At 67.3% G+C, this 23,832-nt stretch carries 22 protein-coding genes; 8 read left to right on the top strand and 14 right to left on the bottom strand.

The window, feature by feature from the left end:
- The 3 genes from GTP90_RS19265 to GTP90_RS19255 all read left to right on the top strand — a co-directional run.
- On the top strand, positions 1-234 hold a 234-nt coding region (locus tag GTP90_RS19265), incomplete at its 5' end, for an SH3 domain-containing protein (RefSeq protein WP_161085083.1).
- Positions 235-317: 83 nt separating this feature from the next.
- Positions 318-1,328, top strand: coding sequence for a PP2C family protein-serine/threonine phosphatase (locus tag GTP90_RS19260; RefSeq protein WP_161085082.1), 1,011 nt, complete (start codon positions 318-320; stop codon positions 1,326-1,328).
- Between the two features lie 137 nt (positions 1,329-1,465).
- Positions 1,466-3,001, top strand: coding sequence for an FHA domain-containing protein (locus tag GTP90_RS19255; protein WP_161085081.1), 1,536 nt, complete (start codon positions 1,466-1,468; stop codon positions 2,999-3,001).
- A 31-nt stretch (positions 3,002-3,032) separates the two neighbouring features.
- On the opposite strand, the gene GTP90_RS19250 is transcribed toward GTP90_RS19255, so the two are convergent.
- From GTP90_RS19250 to GTP90_RS19240, 3 genes are all read right to left on the bottom strand, one after another.
- The gene (locus tag GTP90_RS19250) at positions 3,033-3,911 is read right to left on the bottom strand and encodes a pirin family protein (protein ID WP_161085080.1); all 879 of its coding nucleotides are present in this window, start codon (positions 3,909-3,911) and stop codon (positions 3,033-3,035) included.
- Between the two features lie 4 nt (positions 3,912-3,915).
- Positions 3,916-4,314 (bottom strand): OsmC family protein, encoded by a 399-nt coding sequence (locus GTP90_RS19245; RefSeq protein WP_117010147.1) that lies wholly within the window; start codon positions 4,312-4,314, stop codon positions 3,916-3,918.
- A 77-nt stretch (positions 4,315-4,391) separates the two neighbouring features.
- On the bottom strand, positions 4,392-4,679 hold the full coding sequence (locus tag GTP90_RS19240) for a DUF1330 domain-containing protein (RefSeq protein ID WP_161085079.1): 288 nt from the start codon (positions 4,677-4,679) through the stop codon (positions 4,392-4,394).
- A 104-nt stretch (positions 4,680-4,783) separates the two neighbouring features.
- Here GTP90_RS19240 and GTP90_RS19235 point away from each other — a divergent pair, with 104 nt between their 5' ends.
- On the top strand, positions 4,784-5,668 hold the full coding sequence (locus tag GTP90_RS19235; protein ID WP_161085078.1) for a LysR substrate-binding domain-containing protein: 885 nt from the start codon (positions 4,784-4,786) through the stop codon (positions 5,666-5,668).
- On the opposite strand, the gene GTP90_RS19230 is transcribed toward GTP90_RS19235, so the two are convergent.
- The 8 genes from GTP90_RS19230 to GTP90_RS19195 all read right to left on the bottom strand — a co-directional run bounded on the left by GTP90_RS19230 (position 5,669) and on the right by GTP90_RS19195 (position 18,343).
- On the bottom strand, positions 5,669-6,013 hold the full coding sequence (locus GTP90_RS19230) for a zinc ribbon domain-containing protein YjdM (protein ID WP_117010145.1): 345 nt from the start codon (positions 6,011-6,013) through the stop codon (positions 5,669-5,671).
- A 64-nt stretch (positions 6,014-6,077) separates the two neighbouring features.
- On the bottom strand, positions 6,078-8,384 hold the full coding sequence (locus GTP90_RS19225) for an SUMF1/EgtB/PvdO family nonheme iron enzyme (RefSeq protein WP_161085077.1): 2,307 nt from the start codon (positions 8,382-8,384) through the stop codon (positions 6,078-6,080).
- A gap of 34 nt (positions 8,385-8,418) precedes the next feature.
- Positions 8,419-10,692, bottom strand: a complete 2,274-nt coding sequence (locus GTP90_RS19220; protein ID WP_161085076.1) for a hypothetical protein — start codon at positions 10,690-10,692, stop codon at positions 8,419-8,421.
- Positions 10,693-10,792: 100 nt separating this feature from the next.
- Complete coding sequence (locus GTP90_RS19215) at positions 10,793-11,821, bottom strand: hypothetical protein (protein ID WP_161085075.1); 1,029 nt, start codon at positions 11,819-11,821, stop codon at positions 10,793-10,795.
- The gene (locus GTP90_RS19210; protein ID WP_161085074.1) at positions 11,818-12,948 is read right to left on the bottom strand and encodes a hypothetical protein; all 1,131 of its coding nucleotides are present in this window, start codon (positions 12,946-12,948) and stop codon (positions 11,818-11,820) included. The genes GTP90_RS19215 and GTP90_RS19210 overlap by 4 nt, the downstream gene beginning before the upstream one ends.
- Positions 12,949-12,951: 3 nt before the next feature.
- Positions 12,952-13,533, bottom strand: coding sequence for a hypothetical protein (locus GTP90_RS19205; protein ID WP_161085073.1), 582 nt, complete (start codon positions 13,531-13,533; stop codon positions 12,952-12,954).
- Positions 13,534-13,545: 12 nt separating this feature from the next.
- Positions 13,546-14,874 carry a hypothetical protein gene (locus GTP90_RS19200; RefSeq protein ID WP_175048152.1) on the bottom strand — a complete coding sequence of 443 codons (1,329 nt, stop codon included), beginning with the start codon at positions 14,872-14,874 and terminating at the stop codon, positions 13,546-13,548.
- 100 nt (positions 14,875-14,974) lie between these two features.
- Complete coding sequence (locus GTP90_RS19195) at positions 14,975-18,343, bottom strand: penicillin-binding transpeptidase domain-containing protein (protein ID WP_161085071.1); 3,369 nt, start codon at positions 18,341-18,343, stop codon at positions 14,975-14,977.
- Positions 18,344-18,544: 201 nt separating this feature from the next.
- On the opposite strand from GTP90_RS19195, the gene GTP90_RS19190 reads away from it, so the two are divergent.
- From GTP90_RS19190 to GTP90_RS19180, 3 genes are all read left to right on the top strand, one after another.
- Complete coding sequence (locus tag GTP90_RS19190; RefSeq protein ID WP_161085070.1) at positions 18,545-18,799, top strand: hypothetical protein; 255 nt, start codon at positions 18,545-18,547, stop codon at positions 18,797-18,799.
- Between the two features lie 240 nt (positions 18,800-19,039).
- Positions 19,040-19,783, top strand: coding sequence for a thrombospondin type 3 repeat-containing protein (locus GTP90_RS37445; protein WP_161085069.1), 744 nt, complete (start codon positions 19,040-19,042; stop codon positions 19,781-19,783).
- Positions 19,783-20,472, top strand: coding sequence for a ribonuclease HI family protein (locus tag GTP90_RS19180; RefSeq protein ID WP_161085068.1), 690 nt, complete (start codon positions 19,783-19,785; stop codon positions 20,470-20,472). The genes GTP90_RS37445 and GTP90_RS19180 overlap by 1 nt, the downstream gene beginning before the upstream one ends.
- A gap of 6 nt (positions 20,473-20,478) precedes the next feature.
- On the opposite strand, the gene GTP90_RS19175 is transcribed toward GTP90_RS19180, so the two are convergent.
- From GTP90_RS19175 to GTP90_RS19165, 3 genes are all read right to left on the bottom strand, one after another.
- Complete coding sequence (locus GTP90_RS19175; RefSeq protein WP_161085067.1) at positions 20,479-22,104, bottom strand: methyl-accepting chemotaxis protein; 1,626 nt, start codon at positions 22,102-22,104, stop codon at positions 20,479-20,481.
- Complete coding sequence (locus GTP90_RS19170) at positions 22,104-22,598, bottom strand: chemotaxis protein CheW (RefSeq protein WP_161085066.1); 495 nt, start codon at positions 22,596-22,598, stop codon at positions 22,104-22,106. Before GTP90_RS19170 ends, GTP90_RS19175 begins: the two co-directional genes overlap by 1 nt.
- A 93-nt stretch (positions 22,599-22,691) precedes the next feature.
- Positions 22,692-23,003, bottom strand: coding sequence for a hypothetical protein (locus GTP90_RS19165; protein ID WP_161085065.1), 312 nt, complete (start codon positions 23,001-23,003; stop codon positions 22,692-22,694).
- Positions 23,004-23,161: 158 nt separating this feature from the next.
- Between GTP90_RS19165 and GTP90_RS19160 the strand changes: the two genes are divergently transcribed.
- A complete protein-coding gene (locus GTP90_RS19160; protein ID WP_161085064.1) occupies positions 23,162-23,821 on the top strand; it encodes an HD domain-containing protein in 660 nt (219 codons plus the stop codon).
- The last annotated feature ends 11 nt before the right edge of the window (positions 23,822-23,832 follow it).

Here is a 23,832-nt window from a genome sequence, read left to right as displayed (position 1 = left end):
GCGCTGGCATCGGCGCCGCTGATCGCCGGACAACCGTTCGCCGTCTACCGCGACCTGAACCTGCGCGTGGCGGCCGGCGTGCATGCGGCCCGCCTGGTCACCGTGCCGGCCGGCGCCACCGTCACGCCGACCGGCGCGCGCAACGGAGACTGGTGGCAGATCAGGGCCAGCGTGGCCGGGCACGAAAACACCGGTTGGGTCAACAGCCTGTGGCTGCGCCGGAGCGGCGAATGACGCCGGCGTCCACACCGTCCCGCGCCGGCACAATTTCGGCTAAGCTGTGGCCTTTCATCTCCCGCGCCACGGCGCCCGCACCGATGACCCGAATCACCGACTCGCAGAACTTCGGCCCCCACCTCGACATCGCCGCCCGCAGCAGCGCCAGCATCAGCAAGCTGCAAGTACCGGAGAACCAGGACAACCTGCTCATCATCGACGCCCACGGCCACGCCGTCTTCCTGCGCGACCAGACACCACACAGCATCACCCTGCCCGACTGGCCGCGCGGCCACGTGCGCCTGGCCGTGTTGGACGGCATGGGCGGACATGGAAATGGCCGCCAGGCCGCCGAAGCCGTGGCCACCGGCCTGCTGCTGGTCCCGGCCTGCGCCACACTGGAAGAACTGGGCGCCCGCCTCGACGCGCTGCACGCCCGCCTGCAGGATCAATTCCGCAGCGAGGGCGACGACGACAGCTTCCGCCGCCCCGGCACCACCCTGACACTGCTCGAAATCCCGCCCGGCGCCGCGCCGATGCTGTACCACGTCGGCGATTCGCGGCTGTACGAAATCACCGCGCAAGCCGCGCAGCCGCTCACGGTGGACCACGTGCCGGCCACCTCGTTCGCCATGCACGGACTGCTGGGCGAGCGTGAATGGTGGCAGCAGGTACACGGCGAACACCGCCCGCAGATCACCCAGGCCTACATCCTCGGCAACGCCTTCACCAATCCGCAGGTGCTGGACAACGGCCTGCTCGCGCTGAGCGCCGCCAACCTGCCGCCCTTCCTGCACGGCCTGGCCGACCGCCGCCTGCTGACCGTGCGCGCGGATGCTACCTATCTGCTAGCCACCGACGGCTTCTGGTCCTGCGGCCGGCCGCTGCACTGGATCGCGCGCTGGCCGGCGCTGCTGGTCCAGCCGGACCACTCGGCCGGCGCCGCGCTCGACGCATTGTTCAATGACTACGCCGACCATCCGCCGCCCGCGCTCCACATCGACAACCTGAGCGCCATCGTGCTGCGCTTCGCGCCGCCGCCCGATCCCGCGCCCGGTGAAAACGTTGACGAAACGGCACTTCCGCACGCATCAATGCCGTCGCATTTTTGATAACTGATGAGCAGCGGTGTTGCGCCGCCGCCCCACGGCGCGGCGCGGCTCAAAAATATGTCGTTTGATTGGCCGCCGAATTGCCAAACCAGGTGAAAACCGCATAAACTGACGGGTATCCCATCGGTCGGTTCACCATGAAAAAATGCAGTAATGCCCAGCACCCGCATTGCACCTACTGGGTCATGCCAGGAACGCAAGCTTGCGAAGGCGGCCACGCCCAAGCAGAGCCCTCCAGCTATGACCTGCTGAGTGCCGTGCGCCGCACCCGTTCCGGCGTCCCCGGCACGGTGCTGGACGCCGCCCCTGCCGATGCCGCCGCCCACGCACCCAGCACCTACGCCCGTCCGCTGCAACGCGCACAATCGGAGCGCCCGCAGCTGCACATCAGCGGCTTCGACCCGCGCGCAGCCGGCGGCCGCCAGACCCTGAAGATGGAATTGCGCGGCATGCCGGACGCCTGCGCGCCGCAACTGACGCTGCAAGTGCAGTCCGACCTGATCCCCAACGGCGCCGCGCGCCAGCAGTTCGTGCGCGCCACCAGCGGCGAATGGCGGCCTGTGTTTGTCGAGTTCTCCTCGCGCGGCAAGGAACACGGCCAGTACCAGATCAGCATCGAGCTGCTGAGCCAACACGCGGCGCTGGCCTCGCGCAAATGGGTGTGCACCTTCGTCATCCTGGTGCCGCGCCTGGACGCGACGCTGACCGAGATCCACCGCATCTTCCTCAGCACGCACAAGAACGTGCGCGTGATGGCGGACGACGCTTCCATCGCCCGCGTCAGTGCGCAGGGCGGCGAGAGCCTCGATATCGATGTCACCGCGCGCAACGCCGGCATCGCCCACCTGGACTTGAATGCGCCGGCCGGCAAGGTCGACATGGGCTTCACGACCATCGCCTGGGACGAGGACCTGATCGAGATCGACATGCCGGTGGCCGCCGCCATGCATCCGCATCCGAGCCGCGCGGCCTGCCTGGTCAACGCCGCGCCGGAAGCCGGCGCCCAGCGCCAGATCCGTTTGTTCGCGATGGAAGAATGCGTGCTGGGACGCTTTGAACTGGTCGATCCCGAATCGGACGTGCTGCTGACACACTACAGCACCGACGGCCAGGACACCAATGGCCTCACGCGCCGCCTGTCCGGCCGCCATGCGGTGATACGCCGCTCCGGCCAGGGGTTTGAAATTGAAGATGTGTCGCGCTACGGCCTGCTGCTGGACGGCGTCTGGCCCGGCAAGCACAAGCCGACCGCACTGCGGCTGGGCATGCGCATCGAACTAAGCGCCAGCATCAAGGGCATCGTGGTGTTGTCGGTGTCGGCCATCATGCCGCATGGCGTGATCCTGCACCGCATCGACCAGGGCGCCAACGCCGAGTGCTTCTACCTGCTGATGCCGGAGACGCATCCAGGCTATCCGCTCAAGTCCTTCGCCGCCGCGCCGCATGCGGCCGCGCTGCCGCTGCTGTTGCACCGCGACGGCGGCTTCTGGCACCTGGACCAGTTGACCGGCAAGGAAACCGCGCTGGCGCCGACCGTGCCGCTCGATAAACTGAGCCGCGTGCCGCGCCACAACCGCTTCGCCAGCGATCCGTATCCGGAACACTGGATCATCCGCACCGGCGCCAACGACCTGTATAGCACCGTGGCGGCCAACGCCATGTCGACCGCCTGACGTCATTCCCGCGCAGGCGGGAACGACTACCTCATGCCGGTTTTTTAGCCGGCAGCGGAATGAACTCGGTTTCGCCGGGCACCTTGTCGAAACGCTGCGCCTCCCAATCCTCGCCCGCCTGCACCACGCGCTCCTTGCGCGAGGAGACGAAGTTCCACGACATGAAGCGATGGCCGTCCAGCGGCTCGCCGCCGATCACCACGAACTGCGCATCCGCACCGGCCTTGATCAGCTGCGCGGTGGACGTATCCAGCAACGCCATGTTGTGCAGCGCCAGCGCCGTGCCGTCGACACTCAACTCGCCGCTGATCGGATAGATCGCCGCTTCCGCCGGCAGGCCGCTCAGCGCCAGTTCGTGGCCCGCCTTCAGGATCACGTCCAGGTACAGCGTCTGGCTGTAAGTCTTCACCGGCGAGACCTGGCCAAACGCCGAACCGACCAGCACCCGCACGCGCGCGCCGTCCACGTCGAACTCGGGAATGTCCCCGGCCGGCGTATGGCAGAAGCCCGGTTCGTCCTCTTCATGCGCGACCGGCAGCGCGGCCCACAGCTGCAGGCCGTGCGTGCGGTGCGGCTTGCCGACCAAATCCTTGGGTGTGCGCTCGGAATGGACGATGCCACGGCCGGCCGTCATCCAGTTGATCGCGCCCGGCTCGATGCGCTGCACGCTGCCGATGCTGTCGCGGTGGTCGATCGCGCCTTCGAACAGATAGGTCACGGTGGCCAGGCCGATATGCGGGTGCGGACGCACGTCATGGTCGGCGTCGAGCGGCACGTCGACCGGACCGAAATGGTCGAAGAAGATGAACGGCCCCACCGCCTGCTTGACGGAGGACGGCAAATAGCGGCGCACGACAAAGCCGCCGCCCAGGTCTTTCTCGTGGCCTTTGAGCAGATTCGAAATCGTCATGGGCTTATCCCAGCACGGTGGTGACTTCGGTGGTCACGGAAGTCATCAGTTTATGGATCGGGCATTTCTGCGCGGCGGCCAGCAGTTCCGCGCGCTGGGTCTCGGTCAGGTTGCCGGTCAGGTGCAGCGTGGCGGCCAGGCGGTACGTGCCCTGGCGCTCCTCGCTGGCATCGCGCTCCATGCTCACTTCCACATGTTCGAGCGGGATGTTCTTGCGCTTGGCGTACCAGACGACCGTCAAGGCCTTGCAGGCGCTCAGCGCCGCGTCGTACAGGTCGTGTGGCGAAGGGCCGGCGTCGCTGCCGCCCTCCTCCACCGAACCGTCGGTCGACAGGATGTGGTTGCGCACATGGACGATGTGGCGCATCGGCAGCGACTGATCGCGCAGTACTTTGATAGTCATACGGTGGTCCTCGAAAACGGCATTATCAAAACCGTCACTCTACACCGTTTGACCGGGTTCCGCCTCTACTAAACGGGTCACAGGCCGTTCAGCAGCACCATCGAAAAATCGGCGCCGCCCTGGCGCAGCTTTTTCAGCGGCGCGTGCGCCGGATCGTCGTACCAGGCCTGCGCGTGCTCCATCGACGGAAATTCGACGATGATCTGCGTTTCCGGCAGCATCGGCGAACCTTCGAGCACCACAGGCGCCGCTTTCGCCAGCGGTTTGCCGCCGTGCTTTTGTGCCAGCGCCGGCATGTGCGCGCTGTACTCGGCCACCCAATCCGAATTGCGTAAAGTGAGATAGCCGATTGCGTATGCTGCCATGATGACCTCCTTGCTGTTGAATGAGGCTTCATTATTATTCGAAGCGATCACCACATAAATGAGCTAGAATTTCTCAGACTCGTAACTATTACTTTCGAATCAAAATGAGCGATAAACTCCGCAGCATGCAGGTATTCGTGGCCGCCGCCACGGCGCGCAGCTTTGCCGCCGCCGCGCAAGCGCTGGACATGTCCCCTGTCATGGTCGGCAAGCATGTGCTGGCGCTGGAGCAGGAACTGGGCGCGCGCCTGATCGAGCGCACCACGCGCAAGCAATCGCTGACCGAAATCGGCTTGGTCTACCTGGAACGCTGCCGCGATGTGCTGGCCAGTGTGGAAGCAGCCGACCATGTGGCCGAGCACCTGCGCGCGGAGCCCCAGGGCAGCCTGCGCATCTCCGCGCCCTCCACCTACGGCGAGCACCGGCTGATGCCCGTCATCGGCGCCTACGCGGCACTGCATCCGCAAGTGAAAATCGACCTGATGCTGACCAACCGCGTGGTCGACATGGCCGAGGAAGGTGTCGACATCGTGATCCGCTCCGGCGCGCTGGCGGACAGCGGCTTGATCGCGCGTCCTTTGCGGCCGGGCCGCGTGCTGGTCTGCGCCAGCCCGGCCTACCTCAAAAGGCGCGGCACGCCGCGCCATCCGTCGGACCTGGAGAAGCATGACTGCCTGATGTTTTCGGACTGGCGTCCGCATGCGACCTGGCGCTTCCGCAAGGGAGAACAGGAGGTCGAGGTGGCGGTACGCAGCTCGTTCGTCAGTAATACGGGGATGTCGCTGGTGACGGCCGCGATCGCGGACATGGGCGTGGCGATGCAGGCGGATGTGCTGCTGGAGCCTGCGCTGGCGGAGGGAAAACTGGTGCGGCTGCTGCCGAAGTGGGAACTGCCGTCGCGGCCCATGCACATCTTGCGCCGGCCGGAAGCGCGCCCCAGCGCCAAGGTCCGCAGCTTCGTGGACTTTGCGCTGGAGCGGCTGGGATGATTAAACGACTTTGCGAACGAATTCGGTTTTCAGGCTCATGGCGCCGAAGCCGTCGATCTTGCAGTCGATATCGTGGTCGCTGTCGACCAGGCGAATATTTTTGACCTTGGTGCCCACTTTGACGGTACCGCCGCCGCCCTTCAATTTCAAATCCTTGATCACGGTCACAGTATCGCCGTCCTGCAGGATGTTACCGACGGAGTCGCGATAGACCTTAGCTCCTTCTTCCGCGGCTTCCGCAGCGGTGGCGCTCCACTCGTGGGCGCACTCCGGGCATACCAGCTGGGTGCCGTCTTCGTAGGTGAACTCGGAATTACATTTCGGGCATGGTGGCAAGGTGCTCATGGTACGGTCCTGGTGTTTTGAAGAAGGCAGCATTATACCAGCGCTTGACGGTGCTTGGCCGGAGTTAGACCAATTTTCGCGCCACCCTGAAACCGACGATGTCGTTGGCCAGCACCGCCGAGAAGCCGTTGCGCACCGCGGAGCGCAGGTAGCGCGGGTTGTAGAGCCACGACCCGCCGCGCAGGATGCGCCGCACCGGGTCGCCGCCCTCCTCCCACGCGCTGCCGTCGACCGGCGCGCCAACGTAGTTATCGTGCACCACATCCTGCGTCCACTCCCACACGTTGCCGTGCATGTCGAACAGGCCCCAGGGATTCGGCTGGAACGTCCCGGCCTTGTTGGTCCCCTGCAGATAGGCGCCGCGCGGGCTGCCGTTGTAGGTGTAGTGGCCGTCGTAGTTGGCCTGCTCGGTGGTGATGGTGTCGCCGAAGCTGAAGGCGGTCTTGGTGCCGGCGCGGCAGGCGTATTCCCATTCCGCCTCGCTGGGCAGGCGGTACACCTGGCCGGTCTTCTCCGACAGCCAGCGCAGGTACTGCTGCGCATCGACCCAGCTGACGCCGACCACCGGATGCTCGTCGGTCTGCGCGAAGCCCGGCGCGCGCCAGTCGGTGTCCGATTGCGATTCCCAGCCGGTGGCGCGCACGAACTGCCGCCACTGCCCGACCGTGACCGGCGAACGTCCCATCGCGAACGACTGTTCGATGCCGACCCAGTGCTGCGGGGTTTCGCGGTCCAGCCAGTTCTTCTGCGCGCCGGCCTTGATGGCCGCCGCCTGTTCATGTTCGTGTGATCCCATCTGGAAGCGGCCGGTGGGAATCAGCACCAGGTCAGGACCAACGCCGGTACCATCGAGGAAGCGGTCGCGCAGCACGCCGTGGGCGTCGGCGACCGGGCTGCCCGGTGTGGGCATCAATGCGGCCAATTCGGCGGCGTTGCGTTCGGCCTGCTGCCTGCGATGGCGTTCCTGCTCCGCGCGATACGCCGCTTCCGCTTTCAACTGCGCGGCCTTGCGTTGCTGTTCCTCGCGTTCGTCGCGGGCCTTTTTCGCGTCCGCATCGCGGCGCGCCTGCAACTGCTCGCGCAAGGCTTGCTTGCGCGCCTGCGCGGCCGCTTCCGCCTCGGCGCGCTGTTTGACTTCCAGTGCGCGGCGCTGCTGGTCCAACTTTGCCTTCTCCGCCGCCGCGGCCTGCGCCTCGGCCTGGCGGCGCGCCGCCAGCTCGGCCACTTGCGCCTGGCGCTTCACCTCGGCGGCGCGCGCCTGTTCCGCCTGCGCGGCCTTCGCCTCGGCATGGGCGGTTTGTTCGGACTTGCGCTGCTGTTCGCGCTCCTGCGCCAGCTTGGCTTGAGCGGCCAGTTCCTCTTCGCTTGGACCAGCGGCGCGGTGCAGCTCCGCCAGCAGTTCGTTGACCGATGCCGGACGGCGCTCCTGCGCGTAGGCGAAGCCGTTTTGCAGCACCTTCCATTGCGCGGGATTGAGCCCCTGCGGCGGCGATGGATGGAAGTCGGCCGGACGCATATCGTCGAACGGCATGCGGCCTTCCAGCAACTGGTAGATCATCACGGCGACGGCGTAGACGTCCAGCTTGGGCGCGGGCTGGCGCTGATGCGTGCCCGCTTCCGGTGCGCGATAGCCGACCGTGCCGGCATTGGGCGTCTGCAAACCAAGGCTGCTACCGGCGCTGCGCGCGCGCGAGGCGATGCCGAAGTCCAGCAGCTTGATCTCGCCGCGCTGGGTCAGGAACACGTTGCCGGGCTTGATGTCGCGGTGGACCAGCTTGTGCTTGTCCCATGCGTATTGCAAGGCGTCGCCCACTGGCGCCAGCAGGCGGTAGATGGTGTCCAGCGGCAGCGGGCCTTGCGCCGCCAGGTAGGCGTCCAGGTCCTGGCCCTCCAGGTATTCCATGATGATGAAATAACTGGAGGTGGCCGGGTCCTGCGCCCATTCATACACGCGGACGATGTTTTCATGCGCCAGCTTGCGCGCCTGCGTCGCTTCCTCGATCAGCAGCTTGGCGTGAGTGGCGCTCTGCGTCAACTGCGGCGGCAGGATCTTCAAGGCCACCATGTCGCTGTGGCCCAGTTCCGCGTGGGTGGCCAGGTCGGTCGCCTGCCACACCTGCCCCATGCCGCCCATGCCGATCAGGCGTTCCAGCCGGTAGCGGCGGTTCTGCGGGCCGATCTCCTGGCCGGACATCAGCCCCAGCTCCGTCCCCTGCCGCACCGGTGGTGGGGCCGTGACGCCGCCTCCCGGTGGCGCGTACTCCGCGTCCAGGATGGCGTTCTTGCGGCGGTCGAACTCCTGCAAGCTCAGTAGACCGTCATCGTGTAAGGCCCGCAGCTCGCGGATCTTGTCTCTTGCTGTTTGCATCATTAAGCGAAGTGTAACCGTTCCTGCTTCAAACTGTTCAAGCTAAAGGTACGCCACATTGGGCGCAGAATTTGTCCAGCGGGTGGCCGGCCCGCGTCGGATGGCCGTTGGCGCAGTAGCGCACCGGCGCCGGCGCGGGTGCCGGGGCGCCAGCGCCGGCCTGCGCCACGCCGATGCCCAACTGGCTCTGCGTGGTCAATGCGCTGGCACTGGCCGTGTTCTGCACGTTCAGCAGGTCGAGCTGGTGGCGGCGGTCCTTGTCCATTTCGGCGTCGCGGTGGGCGCGTTCCTCCAGCACCCGCGTGTGCGCCAGCTGTGCCGCTTCCGCCGGTGTGACGCCATGTTCGGCCGCCACCACATGCGCCAGCGCCTGTATCTGCTCGGCGGTCATGCCGCCCTGGATCTGCAGCTTCATGATCTGCGTCAGCGCCTCGGCGTTCGGCGCGGCGGCGGTGGCCACCTTGCCGGTGTCGCTCAAGCGTCCTATGGTTTCGATGCGCGCCAGCTCGTGCGACTGCTGCGCCAGCAGCACATCGTACTCGCCCTTCCAGCGAGCGAATTTCTCGTCGCGATCGTGCTCCAGCTTTTTCAGGTCGCGCTGCCACTGGGCCTCCTGCTCCTTCTGCTTGAGGATCTGGCGCTGCTCCTCGATCTCCAGCTGGTCCAGCATGGCCTGCTTGTTCACGGCCAGGTTCTGGCGCTGGTGCACGCCGTCCGCCTCGATGGTGCGCAACAGCTTTTCATACTGGGCGACGGAATCGGCTTGCGCGCCAGCGCGCTTCAGCTCCTCGATCTTCTGGTTGATCTCCGCCACCTGTACCGCGTTGGCGGCGTCCTTGACGGCGTCGCCGCGCAGCAGTTCGCGCTGGCGGGCCAGTTGCAGCTGGTCTTCCCATTCCTGAACGCGCTCGGCCTCGCGGCGGCGTGCGGCGGCGGCCAGGGTCATGCCCTGGATGCGCTCATTGTGGCCTTCGGCCTCGATTTGCAGCTCGCGTTCTTTTTCCGCCTTCTCGCGCTGGCGCAGCGCCGCCAGTTCGCTGCGGCGGTGCGCTTCGTCTTCGATCAGCAGCGCCTGTGCCATCTGGTTCTCGATGGCTTGCTGGCGCAGCTGGTGCGACAGCCGCTGTTGCGCCAACTGGCGCTGCCCGGCGGCGGTCTGCTGCAGCACTTCGAGCTCGGTGCGCATCTTGATCTGGGCCAGATGGCGCACATGCTCCCAGTCGGCCTGCTCGCCGGCGCGATGCGATTTGTTCTTCGCCAGTTCATGTTCCAGGTCGGCCAGCACGGTGCCGGCGCCCTTGTCGACGGCGACCTTGCGGGTCTTCGATTCCATCACGCGGCTGTAGAGGTCCACTTCGCGTGCGCGCAACGCCTGCATGCGCTCGGATTCCTTGAACGTCAGCTCCGCCTTGTCGACGGCTGCGTCCTGGCGCAGCTCGGCGCGGCGCAGTTCGGAGCGCATCTTCTGCTCCTCGCGCCAGATGGCCTGCCATTCCTCTTCGTCGTAGATCTGGTCCAGCTGCTTGGTGTGCTCCAGCTGCACGTGGCGCTCGTCCGCCACCAGCCACAGAGTACCGATGCGTTCGCGGTTGTGGTCGAATTTGTCGTGGCGCAGCGCCGCGGTCTCCACGCGATCCACGGCCAGGCCGTATGCGGCCAGGCGCAGCTTCAGCGCGGCCTGCAGGCGCTCGTCCAGTTGCAGGCGAAGGTCGGCGTTGTGGGCCATGTCGCGCATCGAGCGGCTGCCGACGAATTCCGCCGCCACCTGATGCACCGAGGGCCCGAGCAGGTCGTGCAGGTGCTGCGTGCTGACGGTGCCCGGCACGGTCATGAAGTGCTGGGCGAAGGCCGGCACGTTCTCGATGCGGATGGCGACCGTGAAGCGGGCCGATACCTTCAGGTGTTCCGCCGTTTGCAGGTCGGCGAAGGAAAACTCCACCGGCAGCGCGGCGCTGCGGGTGATCAGGATTTCGGCGTTCTGGTTGCGCAGCAGGTGATTCAGGCGGGTGAAGAAGCCTTCGATCTCGTACTCGCCTTGTGGGACTTCGGTGGCCTTGTCGCCCTGCAGGATGTAAGCGCGGGAGGTGGCCGGCACGCGCAGCGTTTTGGTGAAGATGCCGGACAAGGCGCTCACGCCGAAGTACACGGCCAGTTCGTCGTCGCCGGGGATCCAGCGGTTATCGCGCAGCACCGGCTCGTTGCGCGGGGCGCCCAGGGTCAACCCGCAGTGCTTGCAGTAGCCCGACTGGTCGTCGTTTTTGTGCTCGCAGCGCGGGCATTTAACGCCGCCAAAACCAAACATTTGGAACATGTCAGACTCCTTCTTCGATTCGTCTTCCGGGCCGCCCTGCCATGCGGCGATTTTAGCAGGGCGGGCCCGATTTCATTCTTGCGCACGATACCGCGATGCGCTAAATCATGCCGATCCGCTCGATGCAGGCCACGCTGGCGCCTCTTTGGCGCAGCTCAGCAGAAAACCCGGGCGGCAGTTCGGGCTCCCAGTCCTTGGGGAGCAGGATGCGGTCTCCCGCTGTTGCTTGCATTAATATCAATTCCAGCTTGGGCTGGCGGCCTTCGACCGTGTCGACGCGGCCGGCATGCCAGGCGCTGGAGCAGCCGGTGGCGATGATGCGGCCACGCGGCACGAACTCACGGCCGCGCGCGAGCCGGTCCGCCATCACCAGCGCCAGTTGGTACGATCCGCCCTGGAAGCGCGGCTGGCCAAAGCGCACCACGCTGCGCCAGCGCCCCAGTCCCTTGGCGTCGAAGTGGCGGGCGCCGGCCAGGGTCTGGCGCACTTCCTGTTGGGCGCTCAGGTCCAGGCCCGGGGCGGCGATGGTGTCTTCCTCGCTTGCCGCGGCCTGGCCATCCGGAGGGCTTTCGATTGCGAAGACGCTGACTTCCACCCACGCGAGGCTATCGTTGATGCCGCCGCTGTGCAGCGGGAACCATGCGCGCACAGTGGATACGCCGGACGATGGATCGGCGTGTCCGCTCAAGGCACCCAGGTGGGTGATGTGCTGCGTGCTTGCGGCGCCGGCGCCGTCGCCGACGGTGCCGTGGACGCGGCCGAGGTGCCACGCGTCGGACCAGCCTTGCGCGTACTGGTGGCCTTTGTGCGGCGGCTGGAACAGGCCGCGTACCATGCGGTCGGCCAGGACGGCGGCCAGTTCCCAGTCGCGGTCCGGCGCGCCGGGGGCGATGTCCATGCTGAGGACGACCTGGTCGCGGCTGTCGAGGCGCACTTCGGTATGGCGGGCCAGCCGCACCACTTCCTGCATCCGCTCGGCGATGGCCGGGGCGCCGGCCACGCTGCATTTGACGTCGGCGCGGTTGGCGCGCGGGCGGCGGCTGGCGGTGATCGTCAGTACGCGGCCGTCCGGCAGCATGCTGCGGCATTCGGCGTTGGTCGGCACGGTGGCGGCGGATAGCGTCGTCATAGCGATGGCTCCGCGCGGGGCGCATGCGGGGCGCGGCGGAAGGCCAGACCGGTTTCCAGGTTGGCGCAGATGCGGTCCGCGTCTTCCAGCAATGCCGGCCATTGCCCGTGGTCGGCGCGCTGGAAACGGGCCAGCAGCGCCCAGGCTTCGTCCAGCGCCTGCAACGCCAGCAGGGTTTGAGCGGTGCGGCGGGCTTGCTCGTCGTCCGCCAGCGGCTGGTCGGGCGCGGCCCAGGCCAACGCCGGCATGGTGTTGACGTTCAGCGCGGCCATGCCGAGGCGCAGCAACAGGGTTTGATGCTGCTGGAAGATTTGCAAACCGTCCGGCAGGACGAGCGCGCGCAGTTCGCTGGCGAGGCTGGGGAGTTCGATGAAGAGGCGCCGTAGGGCGAAGGCGTCCTGCCGGGCGGCCGGTATCGCAGCGGTGGCGGCGTGCGGTGCAGGCGCGGGCGGCGCGCACGAGGTGGCGGCGTTCACCACCTGCGACGGCGCTGCGGGCGCTTCGGCCACCATTTCGGTTGCCGCATTAGTCGCCGCTACGACGTCAGCTTCTATTGCGGCGCGCGACTTCAGCACTTCGGCGTAGTCGACCTGGTCGCCGAGATCCACCGGCACGCAGTCGTCGACGGTCACGCCGAAACGCGTGTACATCAGCTGATTGAGACCGGCGCGGAATGCGTGCCATTCGTCCATCGTCGTGCATGGCGGCAGATCCAATGCGCCTTGCGCCAGCTCCGTTTGCAACGCCGCTTGCGCAGCCACACGCAGCGTCTCCAATTCCAGGCGCTCCGCCATCTCGCTGTACAAATACAGGTCGAAACGCTGCTGCGTCACGCGCGGATTGGCCGCATCGACCACAAAACGCAGCCGCAGCCCCCACTCCGGCGCCGAGGCGAATGGCGCCACATGCACCGTGTACGGCCCCGGATGAAAGCACAGCGCCGTCTCGCCCTGCTCGCAGGCCACCTTCCCGGCCGGCACGCGGCGCGCATGGCCGCCGGCGTTGAAGACCACCACCGTGCTGCCCGCCGGCGCGGAGTCGCCCCCATCGAGCCTGAGCGCGATGAGCGTGGCTCCCAGACCGTCGATATCGACGGCTGGCTTGCGGCGCCGGGAAAATATGCCCATGGTCTAAGGCGTCACCGGTTCGACGGCAAAGCCCGCGCCGTACATCTGGAAGTGTCGCGCCGGTGCGGTGGCGAAGGGCCAGCCGCATTCGCATTCGCCATCCGCGTCCAGCCGGCCCTGCAGGACGATCGCCCCGCCGCCGTCGATCACGCGCACCATCACATGCTCGCGCAGCAGGCGGGCGGCGAACGGCGCCTCGGCCGACAGGCTCAGGATCACCTGCCAGCCCTCGCCCTGCGGCAGGAAGTGCAGCGTCCAGCAACCGTCGTCGGTGGCCAGCGATTCCAGCGCGGTGGCGCTGGCGGCCGCGCGCAGCATGCCGCTGCTGCCGCTCCATACCGGATCGTTGGCGGCCTGCGGCAAGCGCATCGACGCTTGCCGCTCCAGCGACAGCTGGCGAAAGCGCCGCAACGTCAACGGCGACGCGGAAAGCGCCTGCCGCTCGTTCGGCGTCAGCACCCGGCTGCCGTCCAGCGCCGCCAGCAGCGTGGCGTCGGCCAGCATCAGGCGGTCGCCCGGCACGGCGCGGGCCAGCAGCGCGCGCTCGCGCAGCCGTGCGTCCTGCTCATCTTGTGCGGATTTCAAATTCGTTCTCCTTCATTTCGCCGGTGCGGTGTTGGCCGCGTACAGCTTGTCGATCGCTTCGTTGCGGCGCTTGCGCAGCGTCGGCATCGAAATCTGGTCCAGCGCCGCCAACTGCTGCAGGGTCGGCAGCTCGCTGGTCGCCGGGTCCAGCCAGGCCTCCGGGTAGGTGTCGTCGGCGGCGCCCAGCAGCTTTTGGTACACGGCCAGCCGGATCGGCAGCGATTCACCGCTGAGGACACGCAGCGCCCAGCTGCCGGCTTCCTGCGCGGCCCGCGCCAATTCCAGATAGCGGGGGGGCAGGGAAAGCGCGCCAGCCAGCGACTGTTCCACCGCCAGGTCGTGCGCCTTGAATTCAGGTTCCGGCCCATCTACGCCGTCCGCCGGATCGTCCGGCACAACATCCGAAAGGCCGGCATCGCCGTCCTGCTCCGGCTCGGGCAGGATACGGTCCTCGTCCCGCGCCTCGCCCTGTTCGGACTCGCCGATCACGCGCCAGTAGTCTTCCAGCCACAGGGCCGCCTCGCCGGCGTCGCCCGACCAGTCGTCGGCGCGGTCCATATTGGCGGACAGCTCCTCGTAGTTGCCGATTTCCGCCAGCATCGCCGCGATCTTGTCCGGGCTGTTTTTCAGACTGGCGAAGCGCTTGGATCTGGTGTGCAGCGGCCCGGGCGAGCCGGCATAGCGCTCCTGCGACTCGCTCCAGCGGATGATCCATTCCGCCTTGCAGCCGCCGATGGACTTCATCTGCCGCGTTTCGATCGGGCTGCCTTCGATCGCACGCCCGAGGATGGCCCCCACCTGCTCCGCGTGCTGGCGCCAATCCGCGAACAGGCCGGCGATCTCGCGGTAGGCGGTATCGAGCATACGGTATGTATAGATTTTGTTGGGCGAGCAGTCGCGGCCCGTGGTGACGATGTAGTTGTCGGCGTCGACCTTGTCGCGCAGGCCTGCGTACATGTCGTTGACCTTCTTGCGCATCACGCCTTCGGCGGCGGCATCGAGCCAGAAGGCGCCGCTGCGCGCATGCTCGGCGGCGACGGCGGCGGCGAACGCCAGCCAGAACGCGGGCTGCGCCTGCAATTCGAACAACAGGCTAAGCGACAGTTCGTAGACGCTGTCGCCGTAGCTGTTGCCTTCGGCCTCGGCGCGGGCCGAGCGCGCGCCCGCGCGCAGCGCCGCAGCCACCGCATCGGTGTAGCAGTCGAGCAGCGCGGCGTGCTGTCCCGCGTCGATTATCTGGTGCATCTCAAGCCGCCGGAACGCCTGCAACGAACAGTGTCCCAACAACTTGCGCACTTGTTCCCAGCCGTGCTCCTGATACCGGGTTCCTGGCAAGCGCATACAGTCCTGTCAATAGTAGAAAAACGAAAATGGGCGCGCTATGGCGGACGCCTCAAAATCATGCCACAAAAGCGGCGATTTCATTATCCCGTTTACAAGCCTATTTCTCCTTCTGTTCGCGGTTCTGCGCCGCCAGCGTGGACAGCACCGCCGCCAGCACCGGCGCCGCGTGCTCGCCGCCAGTGACGTCGGAGTGGCTGGCGAAGGCCGCCATCGCCAGCCGGTGCGTCTGGCCGGGCAAGGTGCCGGGCTCCAGCCAGCCGGTGAACCAGACGGTGGCCGTGTCGTCGCCGCTGGGCGCGGTGCCGGTCTTGCCATACAGGCCACGCCGCACGCCGGCCAGCGCCGCGCCGCCGAACGCGCCGGCGCCGGTACCCACATCGACCACGCCCTTCATGCCGGCCCTGATGCGGTCCAGGCGTATGCCGACCGGTTTCATCTCCGGCACCACGCTGTCGGTGCGGCCCAGCGTGAGCAGCATGCGCGGCGCCACCACCTTGCCCTGCCCGACCGCCGCCGCGGCCAGCGCCATTTGCAGCGGCGTGACCTGCATGCGCAAGCCGATCGACATCTGGCGCAGCTCGTGCCGCGTATGGATAGGATCGATGTGCGCCGGCGTCGCCTGCAGCGCATCCCAGCTGCGCCAGTTGAAATCGGCCGGCAGCAGGCCGCCGTCCAGGCGCAGCGTTTGCTCGAAGCCCAACCGGTGCGCGGCGGCGACGATGGGGCGCACCGCGTCGAGCGCGTCGGCATCCAGCGCCTGCAGGTCCGGAGCGCCGCCGTCGGCGCGGCCGAACAGGCTTTGGTCGCTCAATTCGCCGGACCAGGCGAACCAGGTATTGAGGCTGTAGGTCAGCGCCTGCGCCAGTCCCAGTCGCCCCTCCTGCGCGCGGCGGTCCAGGCTTTGCTCGTGGTAGTTGGTGATGTGGGCCAGGCGCGGATTGAGCGGGTAGCTGGCGGCGTCGGTCTGGAAGCCGAAGCCGCGCTGCTGCGCCAGGCGGTTGATGGCCGGCAGCGGCATGCCGCCCAACAGGGCATCGATCTGCGGATCGCGCTGCGCGGCCAACTCCAGTCCCAGCGCGCTGACCACCTTGAACGTGGAGCCTGGACTCTGGTGCGCGCCGCCGTCGTGCTGCAGGGCCGGGAGGCGCAATGGACTGCGCGCGGGGCTGGTGCGGTCGAAGTCGCGCACCTCGGCCCAGTTGGCGGCGCTGACGTTTCCCGCGCCGGCGCCGGCGGCCGCCAGCACGTCGCCGGTCTCGGTGTCGAGGATGACCAGGCCGGCGTGGCGTCCTTCGGGTGCCGGCTGGCCGCCGATGCAGGCCTTGCCGTCCCAGCGGCCGCGATGCATGCCGATGCAGTCCAGCACGCGCTGGCTCAGGGCTTGCAGCGGCAGGTCCAGCGTCAGGCGCGCGCCGACCGCCGCGCCGGACGCGCGCGAGACGGTGGCGTCGGATACCGGCAGGCGGGCCAGCATGCCGGCCACGCTGTTCGCATGGTCGCCGCTCACACCCAACAAGGGCGCGAGGCCGGCTTCGATGGCGGACTGCGTCGGCGCGCCATCAGCCCACAGCGGCGTGCCGTTGCGGTCCTCCAACTGCACCGGCGACGGCGCGGCAGGCCGGCCCACTCCGGGTGCGGCTTCCCCTGCGGCGGGGGACAACGCCTGCCACACGAGGCGGCCGGCGGCGACGCGCAGGTGGCGGTACTTCTGGTCCTCCGGCGCGTTGAAGTCCAGCGGCTGGGCGGTGAACTGCACGCTGTGCGCTCCCGCTTGCAGGGTCAGCGTGAGTTGCTGGACATCTGAGCCGCTGGCGCAGGCGCGGCCGGTGCAGGCCGGCGCCGATTGCGCGCTGGCGCCGACGGTGCCGGTGACGCGGCCGGCCACCAGCAACTGCATGACCTCACCGCCTGCCGCGGCTCGCGGCAGCAAGAGGTTCAGGCGCACCACGGGGCGGCTCCCCTGCCCTTCGGCCGCCTGCGGCCAGCGGGCCACGCGGGTCCATGGCTGCCAGCCTTGCGGCAGGGAGGCGAACAGCCGCGAGGCGGCGACCGGCATCTGGCTGGTGGTGGCGACCTTCGCCGGCATGCTGCCGGACGAGGCGTCGCTCCCGGCGCTGACGCTCCAGTCCAGCGCAAGGCCTGGGGGCGCCTTCACGCGCCAGGCCAGCAGGCGGCGCTCGCTGTTGTAGATGTCGATCTGCTGGCGGACGTAGGCGCCGTCGGCCTGGTAGTAGAGACGCTTGAAGAGTTTGTGCGTGGCGGCGCCGGGCTTGACCTGCTTCCAGTTGTCCAACTCGGCGGCACGTTCGGCAGTGCCCGCGGCCTGCCATTGCGGCAGGTCGCGCGGCGCCAGCTCGATGGCGCCGGCGGCGGTCAGGCGCACCAGGCCCTGCTCCTGCAGCGCGTTGAACAGCGACTGGTCTTCCAGCGCGGCCGGTGCGGCGGCCGGCACCTGGTAAGATCCCGCCGCGAGATTGGTGCTGACGGCCCTGCCGCGCGCGGGAAAGGCAACCACCAGCGCGCCGGCTGGCACGCCGGCGGCGGCTGGCGGCGCCGGGCGATACATCTGCACCACCAGTTCGCCGGCCTGCGGACACATGGCGTTGGCGCGCCGTTCGATGCGCAACGCCGACGCGGCGCCCCACAACAGCCATCCCTGCTGGCGCAGCGCGACCTGGCCGCTGGCGCCCTGCTCGACCTGGCCGAAGCTGGCATCGCTGATCCAGCGCGCGCCAGCTGGCGCGCTGCGCCAGCTCAGTTGCAGCGGCTCGCTCAGCGGATCGGCGAAGTCCGCGCGGGCAGTGCCTTCGATTTGTATTTCGGGCACGGCGTCGGCGCCGCCGTCGGCCACCAGCAGCACGTTGCGCAGCGAGATCCGGGCGTCCGAAGCCTCGTTGCGCTGGACCCAGCGCTTGACGTCATCGAAACGGTAGCCCAGCCGCAGTGGCAGCAGCCGCGCGTCGGTGGGGCTGCGCATCTGGCTGCACAAGTCCACACGCACCGCCGGCGCGGCTTGCATCCCGGATGCCACCAGCAAGGCGCCGCCGGCATGGATGCTGGTGTTGAGGCCTGCCTGTGACGGTACGGTGAAGGTGGCGCCGGGCAGCACGGATTGATAAGCGTAAGCCGCGCGCACGCTGTTGACCGCTTGCGGCGTGCTGACCGTGGCCGCGGCCAAGTGGCGGGCGTGGCCGGCAATCAGCATACCGCCGCCCGCCAGCACGCAAACGCCCGCGATGGCGATCCACATGGCCCGCTGCCGGCCGAGCGCCCGTGCCGCGATAGCCGCACCGCCAACCGCGCTGGCTGGCGCGCCACCTGTCCCCGGCTGGCTTCCGGCGCTCGCCGATGAGACCAGGCGCATCGACCGGTTGCCGCGCGCGCCTGCACGCAGATTGGCCTGCCGGCGGCGTGCGCGGCGGCGCTCGGCCCAGGCTTGCAGGATGGTGGTGATAAATCGCGGCATATGCCCCTCGCGCTGGTGGACGGTATCTGCCCAGCCTTAGCCGGGGGGCCTGGAAAACACTGCCGCGCAGCCCTCCTATCGCGCCAATCTGCATTTTGGGCCGCCAAAAACGCGGCTCGTCGCAATCCCGTGGCGGCTTGACGGCCCTTTGCATAAAGTGAGCACATCGAAACACACTTTTAACCACCGAAAGGAAGCAAAATGAACGTCCTGAAAAACTTCGAAGCCTTGTTTGTCGTGACCCTGGGCCTGGCCTGCGCCGCCAATTACGTCCTCGACGAAAACACCGCTGCCCCAGCGCCGGTACAAGCCAGCTACACTGCGCCTGCCGCGAAGGACATGCAAGTGATCGTCGTCAGCGCAAAACGCCTGAGCGCCGAACAGAAAAAACAATCGCTGATCGACGAAAGCAAATCCGTGCTGGCCGCCGACACCACCGCAGCGAGCAAAATTTGAAGGCCCGTCAGCCCTTCGCCTGTACGCGCTTCCGACATGCCGCGTAACAGGCGAAGCCTTTCCCCGCCTCGCTCCGTTTCAAGCACTGCCCCCGCCTCGTTGTCCTCTGTGCGCCATCGCACATAACCCCATCCTCGTTTGTGTCAGATGTAAAAAGTTGCATCTTCGGGAGTCATCCCAGACGCCGCTTGCTATAGTTCGTTTCAAGCGTTGTACCAAAACGCGCAAACGGAGAACATCATGATCAAGCGCTCGCACACCATTTACGCCGCCGCCATGCTCGCCATGAGCGCTGCCGCATTCGCTCCCGCCAGCGCGTCCGCGCAGGTCGGCGTCAGCATCGTGATCGGCAATGCGCCGCCTCCGCCGCGTTTCGAAAGCATCCCCGCGCCGCGCCGTGGCTACGTCTGGGCGCCGGGCTATTGGAACTGGGACGGCTATCGCCATGTGTGGCTGGCCGGCCGCTGGGAGCAGGAGCGCATCGGCGCGCAATATCGCCCCGCCGAGTGGGTACGCGATGGCGGCAACTGGCGCCTGAGCCCCGGCGGCTGGGTCACGGTCGACGCGGGCCCGGGCCGCGTGGACTACGTGACCGTCGCCCCGCCGCCGCCACGCTATGAGCGCGTGCCGGCTCCGCGCGTCGGCTACATCTGGGCGCCGGGATATTGGGACTGGCGCGGCAACCGCCATGAATGGATAGGCGGCAGCTGGGTAGCCGAACGGCCGGGCTATGTGTACGCCCAGCCGCATTGGGTTCAGCGCGAAGGCCACTGGTGGCGCGAGGAAGCGCGTTGGGAGCGCGGCCCTTATGGCGACCGCGATCACGACGGCATCCCGAATCGCTACGACCGGCACGACAACCGGGGCCACGGCCGCGGCGACAGGGACCACGACGGCATCCCGAACCGCTACGACCATGATCGCGACGGCGACGGCGTACCCAACCGCCATGACCGCCATCCGGACAACCCACGGCGCGATTGATGAACGAAACTGAATTCGAAGTATTGGCCACGGCCGCCTACAAGGGCGAGCGCGTGGCCGCTCGCCGTCTGGCTGCGCGTTCCAATGTGAGCGAGGCGCAGGCGCTGCATCAGGTATTGACGCAGGCCGCTGGCGCGCAGGGCCTGCCGACGCTGCTGGCCGGGCGAGAAAACGTGCGACTGCGCGAGCAGGAACGGCGTTCGGCAAGGATCGCGGAAAAGGCGCGGCTGCTGGAGCAGCGCGCGGCGCGCATGCGCCCCGCCACCGATGGCTGGCGCGGATGGTTCGACGGTTCGGCGCATCCGAATCCGGGGCGGATCGGCATCGGCGCGTTGCTGTGCGGGCCGGGTGGCGAGCGGGTGGAGATCAGCCGCCGCGCGGGCCACGGCAACAGCGGCGAGGCGGAATACCTGGCGTTGACGGCTTTGCTGGAGGCGGCCGGGCGGCTCGGCGCCACCGGCCTGGTGGTGCATGGCGATAGCCAGGTGGTGGTCGACGATGTGAACCTGAGTGCGCAGGCGGTGGCCGCCGGTCGCGGTGCGAAAGGGCTGGAGGCGCATCGGCTGCGCGTGATGGCGTTGCTGGAGCCGCTGGGCGGCGTGATCCTGCGCTGGGTTCCGCGCCACCGCAATGGCGACGCGGATCGCCTGTCGCAGCAGGCGATCGAGGGATCGCCTGCGCAGGAATGACGTGGGTCAGACGTTGCTGGTCAGGCGCAGCGCCGAGGGGCCAGCCGTTGCACGCGCCGGCGTGGCGTGCGGACGCGAGGCCGATCCCTCGACCTTGAACACACTGACGGCCTGCGCCAGCGCCGCCGCTTGCTGCTGCATCGACTCGGCCGCCGCGGCGGCCTGCTCCACCAACGCCGCGTTCTGCTGCGTCACACCATCCATCGCACCGATAGCCTGATACACCTCGTTGATGCCGGCACTCTGCTCGTTGCTGGCTGCGGTGATCTCGGTGATGATGTCGCTGACGCGATGCACGCTGGTGACGATTTCGTCCATCGTCGAACCGGCATCGGCCACCAGCTTGCTGCCCTGGTTGACCTTCTCCACCGAGTCGCCAATCAATTCCTTGATCTCCTTGGCGGCCGACGCGCTGCGCTGCGCCAGGTTGCGCACTTCGGTCGCCACGACCGCGAAGCCGCGCCCCTGCTCGCCGGCGCGGGCGGCTTCCACCGCCGCGTTCAGCGCCAGGATATTGGTCTGGAAGGCGATGCCGTCGATGACCGCGATGATGTCCACGATCTTGCGCGACGACTGGTTGATCGAATCCATCGTATCGACCACCTGCGACACCACCTGCCCGCCCTTCACCGCCACCTGCGCGGCCGATGCCGCCAGCTGGTTGGCCTGGCGCGCGTTGTCGGCGTTGTGCTTCACGGTCGACGTCAGTTCCTCCATCGAGGACGCGGTCTCCTCCAGCGCGCCGGCTTGCTGCTCGGTGCGGCGCGACAGGTCCTGGTTGCCCGCCGCGATCTCGCTCGACGAGGTGGTGATATGGTCGGTACCGCTGCGCACCTCGGTGACGATGCCCAGCAGGCTGGCGTTCATCTCCTTCAACGCGGTCAGCAGCTGGCCGGTTTCGTCGCGCGCGCTGTCGTCGATATGGCCGGTCAGGTCGCCGCCGGCGACGCGGCGCGCCGCCGTCACCGCCTGTTGCAACGGCACGGTGATACCGGTGGTCAGCATCCACGAGGTGACAGCGCCAAAGGCCAGCACCAGCGCGGCCAGCGCATACAGCAGATTGCGGCTGCTGTCGGCCACTTCGTCGATGCGGACCGCGGTGGCGTCGATCTTCGCGCGCTGCATCTTCAGCAGTTCCTGCATCAGCGCCAGATAACTGGCGGAGCCCGGAACGAAGACGGTGGTGAAGACCTTCTCCGCTCCCTCCTGGTCGCCGGCACTTTTCAGTTTGGTCACCTGGTCGCGCGAGGACAGATAAATCTTGCGCTGTTCGCCGATGCGGCCGAACAGCTCCTTCTCGTCGGCGTCGACGACCAGGGCTTCCACTTTCTTCTGGTATTCCGCCGAGATGGACGACGAAGCCTTCGCCTCATCCGCAAAGAAGGCCGCCAGCGATGGGTCGCTGCTGCGGGCGATGGCGGTGGTGCGGCGGATCGCGCTGTCGATCTTGCTGGACCAGTCGGAGATCACGCGCTCCTTGGCCAGCGGTACTTGCATCATGTCGCGCGTGGCCGTGGCCACGCCCTGCAGGCGCCACACGGAAATCCCGGTGATCAGCATGGCGAACGCCAGGATGATGGAGAAGCCCAGCGCCAGGCGCTTGCCGATACTGATATTGGCCAGCATGCCCATTACGCCGCCAACGCGGTGGTTTCGATCAGGCCCATGTCGGCGCTCGACATCAGCTTGTCGATGTCGACCAGGATCAGCATGCGCTCTTCCAGCGTGCCCAGGCCGACGATATGGTCGCTCTTCATGGCCGCGCCGATTTCCGGCGCCGGCTTGACCTGCTCGGGCAGCAGCGTGGTCACGTCGGAGACGCGGTCCACCACCATGCCAACCACGCGGTGGCCGATGTTGAGGATGATGACCACGGTGAACTGGTCGTACGACGGCGTGCCCAGGTTGAACTTGATACGCATGTCGACGATCGGCACGATGATGCCGCGCAGATTGACCACGCCCTTGACGAAGTCGGGCGCGTTGGCGATGCGGGTCGGAGTTTCGTAGCTGCGGATTTCCGCTACTTTTTGTATGTCAATGCCGTACTCTTCCTGGCCCAGGGTGAAGGCCAAGTACTCGCCGGCGGGGTTGGTTGCGTGCAGTTCGCTTACATTGCTAGACATGAGGTTTCCTTCATTGCTAAAGTGATTAGCAGTAATGTTACCTCAAGTAAAGTTATTAAGCACTAAATAAATGCACCCAAGAAACAAATAGAATTAACGCAATTTCCAGTTTGGCTTTTCGACCAGACGGCCGGCGGCGGAAGGCAGCGGGCGCAGCACGGTGGTGATCACGGCGCGCGGATTCATGGGCTCGCGCTCGGGCCGGGCGGCCTCGTTCTCGACCGGCGCGCGCCGGGGCGCCGACGATGCGAGCGCTGCGGCGGACGGGCGCGTGCCGGCCTGGCGGCTGTCTTCCCCTTTGATCTGGAAATGGGGCGCCACGGTCGGGGTGTCGTCAAGCGCCAGCGCGGGGGCGCTGAGCAGGCTCAACAACATCGGTGCAAGCGCCAGGAAGTTACGCATCATAGTGCCTGTGATTATCAAATATGGTTGCATTTTGCATAATCTCATCGTACTTGGCAAGCAAACAATTGTTAATTGCCGCCAAGTTCCACTGCACAAGGGCCGTATCAGCCTGTATGATCTGAAAAAAAGAACGTCGAGACAGACATCACGGGAGAACAATGAACAGCTTGCTCAACAGCTGGCACCCGCGCCTGGTCCGCCTGGCCAGCGCCGCCGCCGGCGCCGACGGCGCCCACGACACCAACCATTTGCACCGGGTCTGGCGCAACGCCAGCCTGCTGCTGGACGGCTATCCCGAGGCCGACGCGCTGGTCGTGCTGGCCGGCTGCTACCTGCACGACCTGGTCAACCTGCCCAAGAACGATCCCGAACGCCACCTGGCCTCGCGCAAGGCGGCGCTGCTGGCCAGCCGCCAGCTGGCCGAACTCGACTTCCCGTCCAACAAGCTGGCCGCCGTCGCGCATGCGATCGAGAGCCACAGTTTTTCGGCCGCCATCCGCCCCGAGACCATCGAGGCCAAGATCGTGCAGGACGCCGACCGCCTCGACGCCCTGGGCGCGGTCGGCCTGGCGCGGCTGTTCTACACGGCCGGGCGCATGGGCAGCGGCCTGGCGCACCCCGACGATCCGATGGCGCTGCACCGCGAGCTCGATGAAAAGGCTTATGCGCTGGACCATATCGACACCAAGCTGGCCACCCTGCCCGGCAAGATGCAGACGTCCGCCGGCCGCCACCTGGCGCAGACCCGCCTCAACGAGCTGACCGCCTTCCGCGACAGCTTCATCGCCGAATGGGCCGCCAGCCCGGCCGCGCCCTGACTTTTTTCATC

This window comes from Duganella vulcania, assembly GCF_009857655.1.
Lineage (GTDB): Bacteria > Pseudomonadota > Gammaproteobacteria > Burkholderiales > Burkholderiaceae_D > Rugamonas > Rugamonas vulcania.
Note: the sequence above shows the minus strand (reverse complement) of the source record. Positions and strands in the feature narration are given on the sequence as shown.